Genomic DNA, 17,112 nt, shown 5'->3' on the forward strand with positions numbered 1-17,112 from the left:
TCCTTAAATAAAAGTGGTAAATTTTACACTAAAACTACTAAAATATAGCTTTAAAACCCCTATATTAAAACTTTTAAATTTAACAACACTTCGAGCAATTTGAGATATTTGCTACAATATTTAATCTATTAATTAAGTTGCCAATCTTTTGCTCTAGGTGGGTTTGGTATGAGAGCATTTGTGCGTCATTAGCACTAATATCTTCAATATTTCCACAATTGCTACACACTAGATGGATATGCGGACGCTCGTAAATATCGTATTTTGCCTTTTGATTTGGGCTATTTACCTCTATTACTAAATTTTCATTTATAAGAGTATTTAAATTTTTATACACAGTCGCAAGAGATATAGATGGATATTCGACTTTTATCTGCTCATATAGCTCTTCTATAGTTGGATGTGTGTGGTTGCTTAATATCTTTAGGACGCAAAGTCTTTGTGGGGTAGCTTTTAGCTTGGCTTGTTTTAAAAGTTCTATGCAATTCATACTTTTTTCCTCTTAATTCAAATGGGATAATTTTATCAAAAAAATATTTAAATTTAACTTTATTAATTAATATTTTTTATCTTTTAAACTATTTTCAAGTGTAATTTTTTCAGCAATCTTTTGAACGCTGATATCAAGGCTATCTTCTACTAAATTTGTAGCTCCGTGCGTGATAAATTTATCTTCATACTCAAAGCTAGTAATGCTAATGCCATTAATGCCATTTTCTTGTAAAAATCCAGCCAAAATCTCACCCACTCCACCACGCTTAGCACTATCGCTAAAGATATACCACTTTTTATGCGTTTTGGCAAGATTTAAAAGCATATCTTTATCAAGCGGTTTGATGAATATAAGATCTATAATTGTAGGATTGATATTTAAAATTTCAGCCGTTTTAAACGCTTTTGCTACTGCGTTGCCATACCCGATAAATGCTATATCACTATCATTTTGCGATAGAATTTGAGATTTTCCAAGCTCTATTTTAACTGGCTCAAACTCATCACAAAGCCCAAAATTGCCCCTAGGATACCTAATAGCAAGAGGGGAGTTAAAATTATATGAGAATTCCATAATCTGTCTAAACATCGCCTCATCTCTTGGGGCAACTAAGCTAAAATTTGGCACGGCATTTAAAAAGCTAATATCAAAAGCCCCTTGATGAGTTTCCCCATCTTCGCCGACAATCCCAGCCCTATCCATACACAATACAACAGGCAAATTTAAAATCGCACAATCATGGATAACCTGGTCATAAGCCCTTTGCATGAATGTAGAGTATATGGCGATATATGGCTTAAATCCCTCTTTTGCCATTGCTGCCATAGATGTAACTGCGTGTTGCTCTGCAATGGCCGTATCCCAAAATCTATCTGGAAATCTCTCTATCAACGCTCCAAGCCCCGTCCCACTAGGCATCGCAGCAGTTACACCAACGATATTATCATACCTACTAGCAAACTCTAAGAGTAGATTGCTAAAAATTTCAGTAGCACTCTTTTGGGTGGATTTTTTCAAAGATATTCCATTTTGTGGATTAAAAGGACTTACTCCGTGCCATTTCTCTTGCGGGCCTTCAGCGATTTCATAGCCTTTGCCTTTTATCGTTTGGACATGCACTATTACTGGTTTTTTCATATTTTTGGCTACATTAAAAGCTGAGATTAAATCCTTGATATTATGCCCATTTACTGGTCCGATATACTCAAGTCCAAGCTCTTCAAAGAACATTCCAGGGGTTATAAGCCTAATTCCTTCTTCTAATCTTTTAGCCATATATGCTGCTGAGTCTGGCATAAGCTCTAAAAACTGATTAATCCTACTTTTAAATTTTTGATAAAATGGCCCAGCCATCATCTGTGATAGGTATTTACTCATCGCACCAATTGGTTTTGAGATACTCATTTCATTATCATTTAAGATAATAACGCATGGGTATTTAAGATCTCCTAGCTCATTTAATGCCTCATAAGCCATGCCAGCACTTAGGGCGCCATCGCCGATTAGAGCTACTGGGAGGCGATCTTCATTTTTTAGCTTAATAGCCTTCGCAGCTCCAACAGCAAGGCTAATAGAAGTAGAGCTATGACCGGCGATGAAGTAGTCATACTCACTCTCACTAGGCTTTGTATATCCGCTAATACCGCCAAATTTACGCAAACTATCAAATTTATCCCAACGCCCACTTAGGAGTTTGTGAGTGTAGCTTTGGTGGCTTACATCAAAAATAAATGGATCGCTTGGGGGATTAAAAACATGATGCATCGCAATGCTAAGCTCCACAGCTCCCAAATTTGAGCTTAAATGCCCGCCATTAGTGCTTACAACGCTTAATATTTTCTTTCTAATATCATCTGCTAGAGTCTCTAACTGGCTTAGTGTGAAAGACTTTATATCCATGTTATTCGCTCAATATTTTTTTGATTTTATTAAATCTAGTCATCACGCTACCATCTATATTGCCTATATCGCTTAATACTATTACCCCACCAGCCAAAACCGCATCATCGCTAGTAATCTTAATGTGAGATTTTTGAGTGAAATTTGATTTTAAAAACTCATAATCTTTTGGGCTAACCTTAATCTCTATAGAGGTGGCTTGACTTAGTTCATCTATTAGGCTTTTGGCGATATTTGAAGCGATTTGAGCGGAGCTATCTTTGATCTCTTTTAATACCACCTCTTTGGCAATATCAATTGCTGTAGCAGCTATCTCGCCTTGGCTTGAGCTTAAAAGAGATTCAAGCTTTGAGGTCTCTTCATCAAGCTTTTGAATTGATGAAGTGTAGTTTTTGCTATTTTCATTTAGTAGGGTTTCATATTGAGCTTTGGCTTGTTCTAGCCCCTCTCTTAACCCCTCTTCTTTAGCTCTTATAATCTCATTTTCTAAGCGAATTTTAAACTCATTTTCTTGATTTTCTATTTGCATTTGGAGTTTAACAATATTACCGCTTAAATCATCAGTTTTTTTCAAAAGCTCTTCTATAAATGTGGATTCTACGCTATTTGGTGCTTCATTGACTGGATTTATTTGTGGCTCTAAATTTACTTGATCGATCACTTCATCATCGCTATTTGACTCTATAGGCGTTGATATTTCTTTGGTTATCTCTTTTGGTTCAACCGAGTGAAGTGCTAAGACTTTAAATCTATATGGCTCTACTGTGTGTTCGCCTTTTGTCTTGTCTATTATGCTACTTAGTATCATTCTATCATCTCATCGCTTACGCCTACTTGGAATACTCCATCTTCGGCTAATTTTTGGACTAATTCTACAACCTTTCTTTGTGCATCTTCAACCTCTTTTACACGCACCGCACCTAAAAACTGCATCTCTTCTACAAATGCTTCGCTTGCTCTTTGGCTCATATTGGATAAGAATTTGCGTTTTAGCTCCTCTCCGCTGCCCTTTAAACCAACCATCAAAACCTTTTTATCAACAACTTTGATAATCTCTCTAATAGCGTTATTATCAAGTGAATTTATATCTTCAAAGGTAAACATAAGCTCTTTAATCATTGTAGCAAGGCTTGGGTCATTTTTCTCAATAATATCAATTGTGGATTTACTAGCTTTTTGACCAAGGCGGTTTAGCACCTCTGCAACAGCCCTTGGACCGCCGACTTCGACTTTATAGCTTGTAAGGCTCTCTAGCTTGGATTCAAGCACGGTTGATACCCGTTTAACCACCGAAGGGCTTATATCGCCTAAATTTGCCATACGGATTATAACTTCGCTTCTTATATCATCTGGGAAATAAACCAAAGTTTCAGCTGCGCTAGTTGCGTCCATATGAGCTACTATTAAGGCGATGGTTTGAGGGTGCTCTTTTACGATAAAATCAGCAAGTTGTTGAGGTCTAACCTGACCTAGATAGCCAAATGACTTGGTAGTCTCCATAGATTTTTGTAGCTTATCCATAATCTTTTGCGCTATCTCTGGGCCAAAAGTTCTAAATAAAATCTCTTTAGCATACTCAATACCGCCACTTCGTAGATATTGATTGGATTGGCTAACTGCGTAAAATTCCTCCAAAACAGCAGCCGCTACGCTCTTATCGATTGTTTTGGCCGTGGCTATGTATTTTGAAATTTCAGTGATGACATCAATCTCCATATGAGAAAATAGCAAAGTGGTAATATCTTCGCCTAATTGAATAAGCAATATAGCTACCTTTTCAGCCATACTAAGATCATCAAAAATCATCTTTTGTTGTTCATTTAATTTCATTAAAAATCCTTACCGGAGTTATATCCGCTATCATTTTTAAGCATAGTTTGTAATAAAGTAGCGATCTCTTCGCTCTTTTCGCTTGCGATTAATTTGAGTTTTTCTAGCATAACTTCATATTTAAGCTCACTCTCATCGAAGTTATCTCCAATGCCAAGCTCATCTTCAACCCTTTTTCTAGCAGCTTTAAATTTCTCTAGTGTATCCTCTGCTTCTTCTTGAATATTTGGCTCATCTGCTATAGGCTCAAGATCATCATCTTTGGCATCTTCGAGCATTTTATTAAGAAATGGAGTAATAACTTTTTTATAAAATAGGTATAAGATAAGTAGAACTATTAGATATTTTAAAATTGGCATAATTGGCTTAAAGTATGTATCTACCACTCTTTGGAATGGGCTTAATTGTATGATTGTGCCAGTATTTCTAAATTCAAAATTACTTACTGTAACCTCATCTCCTCTATTTGCATTATAGCCAATGGCTTGTTGGACTAGGCTTTTGATGGAGTTTATTTCATTTTCATTTAGTGGAATGTAGGTTAGAATATCAGATTTTGAGCCATCTTCAAGTGTTTGAAACTCATATTTTCCATCTACGACTACAGCTGCGGTTACTCTTTTTATCGTGGCGTATTGGTCTTTGACTTTTATAGTCTGTTTTGAAATTTCATAGTTAGTATTGGCTACATTTTTGGAGTATAGCTCAGTTGGTTTATTATCTTCTATACCTTGAACTGGACCAATATTGCTAACAGCCCCAGGCACTCCACCTACATCTTTTGGCTCTTTTCCTTCTCGTTTTTCTTCGATATTTTGCTCACTTCTAATAACTGAGTTTGGATCATAAATTTCATTTATACTATCTTTAGTTGAAAAGTCAAACTCAATACTAACTTTAGCCGTAACCTTATCTTTACCGCCGATAAATTTGCCGATCATATCGATAATTTTTTGCTCGTATGAGTCTTCAAATTCACTTCTATATTTAATCTGTGCTGCTACAAGCTCATTTTCTAATGCTATATCATCATCGCCTAAAGATACTCCATCTTGAGTAACTATCTTGACATCTTCTAATTTTAAATTTGGCACAGATCCAGATACTATTCGTTTTATCCCTTCAATTTGTCTGCGATTTAGCTTTGAGCCATCTTTTATTTTTACAACGACTGAAGCAGTAGGAGGGACTTGACGCTCGGTAAATACGCTATCTTTTGGGAATGCGATATATACACTAGCCCTTTCTATCGGCTCTAGACTCTCTATGGTTTTTGATAATTCACCTTGAATAGCTCTTTGAAATTTGACTCTTTGCTCATTTTCAGTAGCACCAAAGTCTTGAGTATCGTAAATTTCAAAGCCCTTTTTATTATCCATTATGCCAAGGCTTGCTATTGCGATTCTTTGGCGATAAACATCATTAGTTGGCACTAATATTGTGCCTTCATTTGCTAATTTATACGCAATTCCTTGCGTCTCAAGCTCATTTATGATTTGAGCTGATGTGGCTGGGTCTATATTACGAAATAATACGCTATAGCCTTCAAATTGTGCCTCTGGGTCTTTGTTGCTGCTATATAGTGTCAAAAATACCAAAAATCCAATCACTAAAACAATAGAACTAGCAACTACTATTTTTTGCTTTAGGCTTAGATTTTGGACTACTTGACTGATTTGCTGAAATAGAGCTTTAAAATCCATAATCTATCAAATTTCCTTTTTAAGTGCTTCTAAGACTTTTGTATTTTGCATACTTGTGCCAATTGTGATGCGAATAGCGTTTAAGCCATAGCTTTGCAAGTTACGCAAGATTACCCCCTTTTTTAGGAGATTATCGCAAATTTGGGTTGAATTTTTGCTATTATCAAATATAAATGTTATGAAATTTGTATAGCTTGGGATAAACTCTATATCATTATCTTTGGCAAATTTCTCATATATGCTCATCTCTTTTAGATTGTTTTTTAGAGTTTGAGCTATGAAGTCTTGATCTTTTATAGCAGCTATAGCCGCAGCTAGGCTTGGGGTTGTGATATTAAATGGTGCTCTAAGCTTACTAATTGCGGTGATTATAATCTCATTTGCAATCCCATATCCAACTCTCATTCCACCAAGTCCATAAGCTTTAGAGAATGTGCCTAGGTAGATCGCATTTGGCAAGGATACTATATCTTTTGGATTTATGGCTTTTTTGCTATCTTTGAATTTAGCAAATTCCATATAAGCCCCATCGATTACTACTAGCGTATCCTTATCCACGCTAGAGATAAACTCATAGACATCACTAGCATCTAAGCACTCTCCAAGTGGATTATTTGGTAAGCATAAAAATATAACTTTAATCTCATCTTTATGCTGATTATATAGCTCTTTTAGCTCATTTATATCGTGTTTGTGGCTTTGAGTTTTATAGATTTTAGCTCCTATATGTTTAGCATAAATTTCATACATTGCAAAGGTAATTCCAGCGCACAGCATAGCGAGGCTAGGGTTTAATTTAGCATGCATTATAAACTCTATTACTTGATCGCTTCCGCTTCCTATGACGATATTTTTGCTATTTATATTATATAAATTTGCTAAAGAGTCCTTTAACTCATAGTAGCTATCATCTGGATATAAATTTGCTTTTTGTATCGATTTTTCCATAGCTTCTAAGGCAAGTGGCGAGCAGCCTAGTGGATTTTCATTACTTGCTAATTTGATTATATCCTTTGGATTTATACCAAATTCTCTAATGACTAACTCAATTGGCTTTCCAGCTTCATATATTGGTAAATTTGATATTTGTGGGTTGAAATTCATTCTTGTCCTTCTTGATTTAAGTAGCTACCTAGCCAGGTGATCTCATGGCCGTTTTTACTAGCATTTTTTAAAACAGAATTTACATTATCATCATCTATATGACCTTCAAAATCGATATAAAATATGGTTTTAAAATCCTTTTGCTTTATCGGTCTGCTCTCAAGCTTAGTTAGATTTATTCCGCCATCTTTAAACATATTTAAAAGCTCTACAAGTCCGCCTGGGCGATGAGCCGTGAGTGCTAAAATGCTGGTTTTATCGCACCTACTTTTAATGTTTTTAAAATCACTTAATACAAAAAATCTTGTTTTATTTGCTAGATTATCTTCAATTTTTTCAAACATTATTGGTATTTTGTTTATATAAGCAGCTATTTTGGAGCAAATGGCGGCTGAATTTGGATCTTGCGAGGCTAAAAGTGCCGCTTGAGCCGTTGATTTAGTCGGTATAAACTCAACTGAAGTTAGAGTATGATCATCTAAAAAATTGTGGCATTGATTGTAGCCTTGCGGATGGGAGTAGATTTTATTTATACTGCTTAAATTTTGGCTTAAACTAGCAAAACTATGGTGAATATCCATATAAATTTCAGCTACAATCTTGACATTTTCATACTTTCTAAGGCAATCAAGGGTAGCTCCTACTGCGCCTTCGGTGTTATTTTCTATCGGCACAACTCCATATTTTGCCTCTTTATTGCTAAGCTCTCTAAAAACCCCTTCAATGGAGCTGATAGCCACATAGCTACTAGTTGCCCCAAATCTGCTTTGAGCTGCTTGATGAGTGTAGGTTCCAACTGGGCCTAGGAAGGCTACCTTTTGAGGTAGCTCAAGATTTCTACTAACAGAGAAAATCTCTAGATATATAGCATCAATTGCCTTGTGGCTTAGGTTGTTTTGGGGGTTAGATTTTAGCCTTGTTAGTATGGCTTTTTCACGCTCTGGGCGGTAGATTGGTGTGTTTGAGTTGATTTTTAATTCACCTATTTTTTTTACAAATTCCATTCTTTGATTTAATAAGCTTAAAATTTCATCATCTATCTTATCAATACTAACTCTTAAATCATCGATACTCATCGCACAATCTCCAAAATTTGGCTTACATCATCATAGATATTATCGATTTTATCACGATTTAAATTTGATATATTATCTTTGCTTATCTTACCACTTAATACTAGGCTAGTTTTCATATTAAGCTCTTTAGCCCCATATAAATCCCCAGTTGCGTCATCGCTTATTATAGTGATATTTTTAAATTCTGCTTTGCTATTTTGTGCTTTTAGTAGCTTAAGTGCAGCTGTATAAAATCCCAAGCTTGGCTTACCAATACTATCAAAATTAGCCCCAGTAGCATAAGAGACCATAGCAGCAATGGCTCCAACACCAGGATATAATCTCCCATTTTTCTTATAAATGCTAGTTTCATGCATTGCGATAATTCTAATGCCTTTTAAGGCAAATTCATTAATAGTAGCAAAATCATCAAAGCTAAATTTATCCCAACTAGCAATCAAAATCGCTTTTGGGCTATTTTTATCTTGAGTGTAGCCTAGATTTTGCATAGTATCTATAAATTCCATAGCGCCAAATAAAGCGACATTACACGGACTAATACTCTCATTTAGCACGCAAAATGGATCTAGATAGGCACCATCTTTGATAGCTAAGCCTTTGGCTCTTAATGAGCCTAAAAACTCATCGCTTTTAATTTTAGTATTATTTGTGATAACGACATATGGAATTTGATTTAAATTCAAACTCTCAATCAACTTACAAGCACCATTAATAGGGCTTTTATCGCTATCGCTAATTAATGTACCTTGCACATCTATAAAATACATTATATAAATTCCTTCTCACTTCTTATCATATCTTCAAAGCTCTCTCTTTTGCCTATTAAGCGATCTATGCCATTTTCTATAGCAATTTGTGCGGCACGACCTCTTGTGTTGTAGTTGCTAGACATTGAGTATCCATATGCTCCAGCTGATTTGATAACTAATAAATCGCCGTGCTGTAACTTTGGAAGTTCTATATCCTTAGCTAGAAAATCCCCGCTTTCACAAATTGGGCCTACCACATCATAAACTCTCTTTTCTCCATCTTTTAAGGCTACTATCTCGTGATAAGCATCATATAGACTTGGGCGGAGTAGATCATTCATCGCAGCATCTACGATGAGAAAATTTTTATCTACATTGCTTTTTTCATATAATACGCTAGTGAGTAATTCGCCGCTATTTCCTACTATAAATCTACCTGGTTCGCAGATTATTGTGGTATCTTGTCTTTTTAAAGCGGCTAAAATCCCTTGAGCGTATTCATATAAATTTGGCTCATTTTCATCTTTATATCTTATTCCTATCCCTCCACCAATATCAAAAAATTTAATATCTATTTGAGCTACTCTTAACTCGCTAAGCAAGCTGCTAACGATATTTGCCGCTTCTATAACAGGGCTTATATCACTTAACTGACTTCCTATATGGCAGTGGATACCAACTGGGTCTAAATGATCGCTTTTATGGGAGTGTAAGTAGATTTTTCTAGCTTCATCTATGCTAACGCCAAATTTATTTTTATTTAATCCTGTGGAGATATATGGGTGGGTTTTTGGATCTACATTTGGATTTACTCGCACTGAAATTCTAGCCTTTTTATTTAACTCTTTAGCTATTATCTCCACCCTTTGCATCTCTGCGTAACTCTCTAAATTTATCATTAAAATATCTAAATTTAAAGCCTCTTTGATCTCTTCATCGCTCTTGCCAACGCCACTATAGATTATCTTATAGTTACTAGCACCTGCTAATAAGGCTCTTTTTACTTCTCCGATACTTACGCAGTCAAATCCGCCCCCAAGGGTGGCAATATGCTTTAAAATACTTAAATTTGAATTAGCCTTTACAGCGTAGCAAATGAGCGACTTTCTAGCGTTAAATTCCCTTTTTAGCTTATTATATTGAGCGGTAATATGATCAAAATCATATATATAAAGTGGAGTTTTATACTTTTTAGCTAGTGCCAAATAATCCATATCTAATCCCTTGGAAATTTTAGAATTTACAATATTATCTAATCTTGGCTTAAATTTAAGACCAAATCTAATATATAATTGTAAAAAATTAATCTTTTTAAATCAAATGTGGATTTTGGCTTAAATTTACCATCTCTTTAAATGAAATTAAGATTTTAAAATTAATATTATAAGCAATCAATTATCTAAATTTAGCTAAAATGCAAAAGATAAATTTTTAAGGAAAATTATGGCAGTTAAATTTTATTTTATTTCGCAAATATCGCTTAAATAGATGTATTTAAATTTGCTAACTACCATAGTCGTTTTTGCTTTGCAAACGGCTATTAATTTCTTTTTAACCCCGTATATTTTAAAGGTTTTAGGCGATGAGGCGTATGGATTTTTAGCTTTGGCAAATTCGCTTGTAAATTACGGATTTATCCTTACTCTTGTAATCAACTCCGTAGCTAGTAGATTTATCGCTTGTGAATATCATAAGGGCAACTTCATCAAAGCTTCTAAATTTTATAGCTCTGTTTTGATGGCTAATTTTGGATTTAGTCTTATTATAGCTTTTATATCAATTATATTTTTGATTGAAATTCAATCCATAATAAATATCTCAAATGCTCTTTTAAGCGATGTTAGAATGACTATGGCGATATATTTTGTCAATTTTAGTATTGGGTTATTTAATGCTATTTTTAGCGTTCATGCCTTTATCAAAAATCAGATGTATCTAATCTCGATTAGAAATGCTATATCTACTGCTATATATGCTATGAGCGTTCTTTTGTTATTTTATCTTTTTGATGCGATGATATATTATACTGCGGTGGCGGCTTTAATATCATCGATTTTTGTATTTTTTAGCGCTCTATTTTTAAACCGCAAATTTGGATTAAATCTGAAATTTGCCCCTAAATATTTTAGGATTAAATTCATCAAAGTTCTAGCTAGAAGTGGGCTATTTAATAGCTTAAATATGCTTAGTCAGGTGCTATTAAGCGGGGTTAGTTTGCTTTTAGTTAATATCTTTATTAGTGCTATTAGTATGGGGATTTTGGCTCTATCAAGGTCTGTAACTATGATTATTGAGAGCTTTGTCATCACAACAGCAGTGGCTTGGAATCCACGATTTATTAAGCTACACTCAGATAATAAACCGCTTAGAGATGAGGTGATTTTAGCCCTTAAAAGCATAAGTTTTATAGCGTTGCCACCGATTGCGGTTTTTATGGTTTTGGCTGATGAGTTTTATAGGCTTTGGCTACCTTTTAAGAGTTTAAGCCAGATAGAGTATATCTATGAGCTGGTATTAATATCGCTTTTACCATCTATTGTTTTTGCTAGTTCTAGACCACTAATTAGTATAAATTTAATCACAGATAAGCTTAAGCGACCAGCTTTAGTAACGCTATTTATGGCTATTTGTGTATTTTGCATTCAAATTATTGGATTAATATTTTTTGAGTTTGGGTTAAAGGAGATAGCTATATCTATTAGTGTTGGAATTGTGCTTAAGATTACGCTATTTGACATTGCTAATGCTGGGGCAAATTTAGGTCTTAAGCTAGGCTCATTTTATCCTATTTATTTTAAAAATCTTATGGTATTTGCTTTGATTGTAGCTATTATCTATCCGGTTTCAAATATGATAAATATCGCTAATTGGTTTGATTTTTTACTATATTTTGGTTTTATTTTGATTTTTGGATATTTAATCGCTTTTGTGATGATACTTAGTAGCAAGGAAAGGGCGAGTTTGATAAGCAAGATTAGGGGGAGATTTTGAGAGTTGGATTTGTTATAACTACGCTTGGATTTGGCGGTGCTGAGAGGGTGCTTAGCCTAATAGCAAATCGCTTAAGCTATGAGTATAGCGTGGATATTATTAAATTTGATAATCAAAAGCCATTTTATGAGATTGAAAAAAGTATTAAAATTATAAATTTACCCGCTTTAAATGGCGGATTTTTGGTAAATTTAAAAAAGCGATTTAGCAAGATTTTTGCTCTTAGAAAGATTTTTAAAAGTAGTAAGTATGATATTATAATAAGCTTTATGGATAGCACAAATTTGCTTTGTTTGATGGCAAATTTAGGCTCAAAGCAAAGATTAATAATCACCGAGCATAGCCATCATAGCCTTTTGTCTTGGAAGTGGAAAATAGCTAAAAGACTCTTATATCCGCTTTGCGATGGGCTATCTGTGCTTAGTAGGAGTGATTATCAATATTATAGCTATGTGAAAAATAGATCTGTGATATATAATCCATTTTTTGGCGATATTGATGGGAAAAGTCAAGATAGAAAGGAGAATTTAATACTATTTGTAGGGAGATTGGAAAATATAAAGGGGTGCGATATATTTTTAAATTCGCTTAAATATTGTAATTTGGGCAATTACGCAGTTGAGATTTGTGGCGATGGCGGTGAGTTTAAGAGATTAAAAGATGAGTTTAGTAGTGATAAAATTAAATTTTTAGGTAGAATTAGCGATATTCAAAGCCACTATAAACGAGCTAAAATCATAGTATCTAGCTCACGAAATGAAGGACTTGGCAATGCTTTGATAGAGGCTTGTTTTTATAAAGTTGCTAGAGTTGCTACGCCTACAATCGGGGCTTGTGAGCTAATTTGCGATGGCGAAGATGGATTGATAAGTGATGATTTTAGCCCTAAAAGCTTAGCTAAGAAGTTAAATTTGGTTATAAATGATGAGAATTTAAGAGATAAATTAGCAAAAAATGGCTTTAATAGTAGGGCGAAATTTGGCTTAGAAAATATCTATCAAGATTGGCTAAATCTCATAAATAAGGCGATAAAGTGAAAATAATGCTAGTAATATCAGCTCTTAGAAATGGCGGTGCTGAGAGGGTGGTGGAGCTTTTAAGCTGTGAGCTTGGCAAAAATCATCAAATAGAGACTATTTATTTTGAAGAGAACTTAAATTTATATAAAATTAGCGGTAAATTAACGCATTTAAATATCTATGAAAATAGAAGTTATCTAAGCAAATTTAGCAAATTTTTAAAAATCCGAGCCTATGTAAAAAAGAGCAATCCTGATATAATCATCTCATTTATGGATCAAACAAATATAAATTTGATTATCTCAACTATCTTTTTAAAGCCTAAAATTATAGCTACTGAGCATGTTAGTTATAATCTGCTAAAATCACGAATTTGGCGTAAAATACGAGATATTAGCTATAGATTTTGCGATGCTTTAGTAGTGCTTAGCAAGGTAGATAAGGAGTATTATAATTTTGTTAAAAATTGCAAAATTATATATAATCCGCTATATCTCAAAGCTCAAAATAGCATTAAAAAGGAGAAACTAATCCTAAGCGTGGGAAGGCTTGAGCCTGTAAAGGGGTATGATTTATATTTAGAAGCACTTGCTTTAATAGATAAAAATCTTTTAAATGGGTATAAGATTATAATCGCTGGAGATGGTAGTGAGCGTAAAAAGCTTGAGCTAAAGGCTAAAAATTTGGGGCTAGATATTGAATTTTTAGGGCATATTAGCAAGATAGAAGAGCTATATCAAAGAGCAGAGATTTTGGTTTTGCCTAGCCTTAGCGAGGCATTTGGTAATGTATTAAATGAGGCTGGAGCTTATGGAGTAGTTAGGATTAGCACTCCAACGGCTGGGGCTTTAGAGATATTGCGTGATAACATAGATGCTTTAATAGCTAAAGATTTTAGCCCAAAGGCACTAAGCAACTCTATCATAAGGGCGATTAAAGATGAAAATTTAAGAGAAAATTTAGTAAAAAATATAAATTTAGATAGGTTTTCCTCACAAAGCATAGTCCTTAAATGGGAGGAGCTAATCAAAGAGTTAAAAGGAAAATAATGAAAAAAATCTCTCTATTTATCTACTCAATGGCTGGCGGTGGGGCTGAAAGAGTGGTCTCAAATCTACTTAATGAGCTTATAAAGCGATATGAGGTATATCTGGTTTTGATGAATAATACAATATCATATAAAATTCCTCACTCTGTTAAAATCTGTTATTTGGAGAATTCAAAGCCATTTGAAAATGGATTTTTGAAATTTGCTAAACTTCCATTTTTGGCTTTAAAATATAAAAAATTATGCGATGAGCTTGGGACTAACTTGCACTTTGTATGGATGAATCGCCCCTGCTATGTAGCGGCTTTGGCTAGGATTTTTGGGGATAAAAAGCCCTTGGTATTAAATGAGTGCTCCACCCCATCTGTGTTGTATGCGAGTAATACTCTAAAGTCTAAAATAAGCAAATTTTTACTTAGATGGCTATATCCAAAGGCGGATTTCATCTATCCAAATAGCCTTGGGAATTTAAGTGATTTAAGCGATAATTTTGGCATTAGCAAGGATAAGATGAAAGTGCTTTATAACGCAATTGACATTGAAGATATTCAAAAAAAAGCTAGTGAGTTAGTTGAGTTTAAGGAGGAGTTTTTCCTAAGTGTGGGAAGATTAGATAGTGGGAAAAATCATGAGCTTTTAATCAAAGCTTATGCGGGATTAAAAAACTGCGATAAATCGCTAATTATCTTAGGCGATGGAGTTTTACGGGGTAAATTAGAAGCGTTGATAAGGGAGTTGAATTTAGAAAATAGAGTATTTTTGCTAGGATTTGATAACAATCCATATAAATATATGGCAAAATGCTATGCTTTTGTCTTTGTAAGCTTATTTGAAGGATTTTCAAATGCTTTAATAGAAGCCTTAGCGTGTGAAAAATTAGTAATTTCAAGCGATCATAAAAGCGGTGCTAGAGAGCTAATTGGGGATAATCAATGGGGCTATCTTGTGCCTACTGGCGATCAAAAAGCAACGCAAGAGGCTATGCAAAGGGCGATCGATGAGCCAGATTTTGTCAAATATTATGAAAAAAACGCTATTATAAGGGCTAGAGAATTTGATAAAAAGATAGTAGCAAAAAATCTTATAGATGAGTTAGAGGCAATATATGCAAATTTTAAATAGATACCAAATTACAATATTTATTTTAATAGCCTATTTCTTTGCTTTATTATGCAGAATGGAGTGGGTGATATGGGCAAGTAGCTATAGCGATTTTATATGGAATAACCAATTAATGATAAGTACAAATGATGGCTACGCTTATGCTGAGGGTGCTAGGGATATGATAGCTGGTTTTCATCAGCCAAATGACCTTAGCTACTATGGAGCACCGCTTTCTACCTTGACTTTTTTATTAGCTAAAATTTTGCCATTTAGCCTAGAGACAATTATATTGTATTTAAGTATATTTTTATCTTCACTTATTGTAATTCCGATGATATTAATAGGTAGGGAATTTGGCTATGCTAAGGCGTTTTTTGTCGCTAGTTTGCTTGGCTCTATCGCAAATAGCTACTATAATCGCACAATGGCTGGGTATTATGATACGGATATGCTTGTTATCGTTTTACCGCTTTTTACTATTTGGGGGTTAATTAGGCTACACTTTAAAGGGGATTTAATATCTTTTTTAATCATCGCTTTTTCAATGCTAGTGTATAATTGGTGGTATCCATCTAGCTATACTTTATGCGTTGGTATGAGTATATTTTATGCTATTTATACTCTGATTTTTGAGCGTAAAAATTTGCGTAATTACCAGGCTATTTTATTTATGATTTTAGCTATTAGTGCGGCTTGGTATATGCTTAGATTGGCTTTGATTTTGGGGCTATTTGGGCTTATATATTTTAGGTCAAATTTGCTAAATTTTAGGGTGATGAGCTTGCTTTTTGTGCTGGTTTTATCGCTTTTTGTGATCTTTGGTGGATTAAATCCTATATGGTTTCAAGCTAAATTTTATCTATTTAGAAGTCTTGGAGATAGTAGTTCGGTTGAATTTTATTTTTATAATGTCAATCAGACTATTATGGAATCAGGTAGAATAGATTTAGGGCTATTTACTCAAAGGATTAGCGGACATTGGATTATATTTATCGCTGGGGTGATAGGGTATATACTTCTTTGTAGGAAATTTAAGATTTTTTTAGTAGCTATTCCTATGGTTGGACTTGGCTTTTTAGCTCTTAAGGGTGGGTTGAGATTTACTATTTATGCGGTTCCGATTATAGCTATGGGATTTGGATTTTTGCTTTTTTATATGCTTGAGAGATTAAAAGTTAAAAGATTAAATTTAATAGCTGGGATTATAAGCGTTTTAGCCCTAATCCCATCGCTTGTACACATATATTATTATAAGCCATCAAGTGTGCTATTTAATACAGAAGTAAGCGTTTTAGATAGATTAGGCAAGGTAGCTGATAGGGAGGATTATACCTTAGCTTGGTGGGATTATGGATATGTGATTAGATATTATAGCGATACAAAGACGCTAATTGATGGTGGAAAGCATTTAGGCAGGGAGAATTACGCAGTTAGTTATGCTCTAACTATGCCACCAAGTAGCTCAGCCAATATGGCTAGACTTGAGGTAGAATATACACAAATGGGCTATGAGAAGGATTATGGTGGCAAAAATTTAGAGCAAATCTTAAAAGATTATAACTATAGTGATTTAACTAAATTTTTAAGCGATATTAAAATTGATAAATTTAATCTACCGCAAAAAAGTCGCGATATATACTACTTTTTGCCAGATAGAATGCTAGGAATATTCCCTATAGTTAGCAAATTTTCTCGTTTGGATCTATTAAATGGCAAGGAGTGGGCCGATCCGTTCTTTGTAGTGGCTACAAATTTCACTCAAATAAAAGATGGAATTGCTCTAAATAATGGGATAATAATCTCAAATGACGCCACCTATATCGATTTAAATGGTCAAAAATTTAGAGTAAATAGCTACATAGAAACCAAATATGATGAGAATATGAAACTTAGTAAGAGCATACACAATATAGATAATCTAGCTGATATTTATCTGATTTATATGGTTGATTATGGGCGATTTATCTTGCTTGATAAGGAGATGTTTAATAGCACTTTTATCCAGCTTTATGTGCTTGAGAATTATGAAAAAACGCCATTTGAGCCTGTGATATTAGACCCAACTGCTAAGGTATATAAATTAAAAAGGTAGCACT

General features: G+C 34.1%; 14 protein-coding genes. 5 read left to right on the plus strand and 9 right to left on the minus strand.

Translation table 11 applies throughout. From position 1 onward, the window contains the following. Nucleotides 1-79: 79 nt before the first annotated feature. The 9 genes from CSUIS19072_RS03120 to lysA all read right to left on the minus strand — a co-directional run bounded on the left by CSUIS19072_RS03120 (nucleotide 80) and on the right by lysA (nucleotide 10,068). Entirely contained in the window at nucleotides 80-490 is a 411-nt protein-coding gene (locus tag CSUIS19072_RS03120) for a Fur family transcriptional regulator (RefSeq protein ID WP_086237043.1), read from the minus strand. Nucleotides 491-556: 66 nt separating this feature from the next. Continuing rightward, a complete protein-coding gene (dxs, locus tag CSUIS19072_RS03125; RefSeq protein ID WP_086237042.1) occupies nucleotides 557-2,392 on the minus strand; it encodes a 1-deoxy-D-xylulose-5-phosphate synthase in 1,836 nt (611 codons plus the stop codon). Nucleotide 2,393: 1 nt separating this feature from the next. Continuing rightward, on the minus strand, nucleotides 2,394-3,200 hold the full coding sequence (gene fliH, locus CSUIS19072_RS03130; protein WP_086293425.1) for a flagellar assembly protein FliH: 807 nt from the start codon (nucleotides 3,198-3,200) through the stop codon (nucleotides 2,394-2,396). Further along, a complete protein-coding gene (fliG, locus tag CSUIS19072_RS03135) occupies nucleotides 3,197-4,222 on the minus strand; it encodes a flagellar motor switch protein FliG (protein WP_086237040.1) in 1,026 nt (341 codons plus the stop codon). The genes fliH and fliG overlap by 4 nt, the downstream gene beginning before the upstream one ends. Next, on the minus strand, nucleotides 4,222-5,925 hold the full coding sequence (gene fliF, locus CSUIS19072_RS03140; RefSeq protein ID WP_086237039.1) for a flagellar basal-body MS-ring/collar protein FliF: 1,704 nt from the start codon (nucleotides 5,923-5,925) through the stop codon (nucleotides 4,222-4,224). The genes fliG and fliF overlap by 1 nt, the downstream gene beginning before the upstream one ends. A 6-nt stretch (nucleotides 5,926-5,931) precedes the next feature. Continuing rightward, a complete protein-coding gene (gene hisC / locus CSUIS19072_RS03145; RefSeq protein ID WP_086293427.1) occupies nucleotides 5,932-7,029 on the minus strand; it encodes a histidinol-phosphate transaminase in 1,098 nt (365 codons plus the stop codon). Next, nucleotides 7,026-8,105 carry a prephenate dehydratase gene (gene pheA, locus CSUIS19072_RS03150; protein WP_086242347.1) on the minus strand — a complete coding sequence of 360 codons (1,080 nt, stop codon included), beginning with the start codon at nucleotides 8,103-8,105 and terminating at the stop codon, nucleotides 7,026-7,028. Before pheA ends, hisC begins: the two co-directional genes overlap by 4 nt. Next, nucleotides 8,102-8,872 carry an HAD-IIA family hydrolase gene (locus CSUIS19072_RS03155; protein WP_086293429.1) on the minus strand — a complete coding sequence of 257 codons (771 nt, stop codon included), beginning with the start codon at nucleotides 8,870-8,872 and terminating at the stop codon, nucleotides 8,102-8,104. Before CSUIS19072_RS03155 ends, pheA begins: the two co-directional genes overlap by 4 nt. Then, nucleotides 8,872-10,068 (minus strand): diaminopimelate decarboxylase, encoded by a 1,197-nt coding sequence (gene lysA / locus CSUIS19072_RS03160; protein WP_086237035.1) that lies wholly within the window; start codon nucleotides 10,066-10,068, stop codon nucleotides 8,872-8,874. The genes CSUIS19072_RS03155 and lysA overlap by 1 nt, the downstream gene beginning before the upstream one ends. Nucleotides 10,069-10,342: 274 nt before the next feature. Between lysA and CSUIS19072_RS03165 the strand changes: the two genes are divergently transcribed. Genes CSUIS19072_RS03165 through CSUIS19072_RS03185 form a run of 5 tightly spaced genes read left to right on the plus strand, consistent with a single transcriptional unit; the run spans nucleotide 10,343 to nucleotide 17,108 of the window. Next, complete coding sequence (locus CSUIS19072_RS03165) at nucleotides 10,343-11,845, plus strand: polysaccharide biosynthesis protein (protein ID WP_086293431.1); 1,503 nt, start codon at nucleotides 10,343-10,345, stop codon at nucleotides 11,843-11,845. Next, nucleotides 11,842-12,882 carry a glycosyltransferase gene (locus CSUIS19072_RS03170; protein WP_086237033.1) on the plus strand — a complete coding sequence of 347 codons (1,041 nt, stop codon included), beginning with the start codon at nucleotides 11,842-11,844 and terminating at the stop codon, nucleotides 12,880-12,882. The genes CSUIS19072_RS03165 and CSUIS19072_RS03170 overlap by 4 nt, the downstream gene beginning before the upstream one ends. 5 nt (nucleotides 12,883-12,887) lie before the next feature. Next, a complete protein-coding gene (locus tag CSUIS19072_RS03175) occupies nucleotides 12,888-13,913 on the plus strand; it encodes a glycosyltransferase (RefSeq protein ID WP_236845283.1) in 1,026 nt (341 codons plus the stop codon). Continuing rightward, nucleotides 13,913-15,034 (plus strand): N-acetylgalactosamine-N,N'-diacetylbacillosaminyl-diphospho-undecaprenol 4-alpha-N-acetylgalactosaminyltransferase, encoded by a 1,122-nt coding sequence (gene pglJ, locus CSUIS19072_RS03180; RefSeq protein WP_086237031.1) that lies wholly within the window; start codon nucleotides 13,913-13,915, stop codon nucleotides 15,032-15,034. Before CSUIS19072_RS03175 ends, pglJ begins: the two co-directional genes overlap by 1 nt. After that, nucleotides 15,018-17,108, plus strand: a complete 2,091-nt coding sequence (locus CSUIS19072_RS03185; protein ID WP_086293433.1) for an STT3 domain-containing protein — start codon at nucleotides 15,018-15,020, stop codon at nucleotides 17,106-17,108. The genes pglJ and CSUIS19072_RS03185 overlap by 17 nt, the downstream gene beginning before the upstream one ends. Nucleotides 17,109-17,112: the final 4 nt, after the last annotated feature.

It is taken from the genome of Campylobacter sp. RM19072 (assembly GCF_024723485.1).
Taxonomy (GTDB): Bacteria; Campylobacterota; Campylobacteria; order Campylobacterales; family Campylobacteraceae; genus Campylobacter; species Campylobacter porcelli.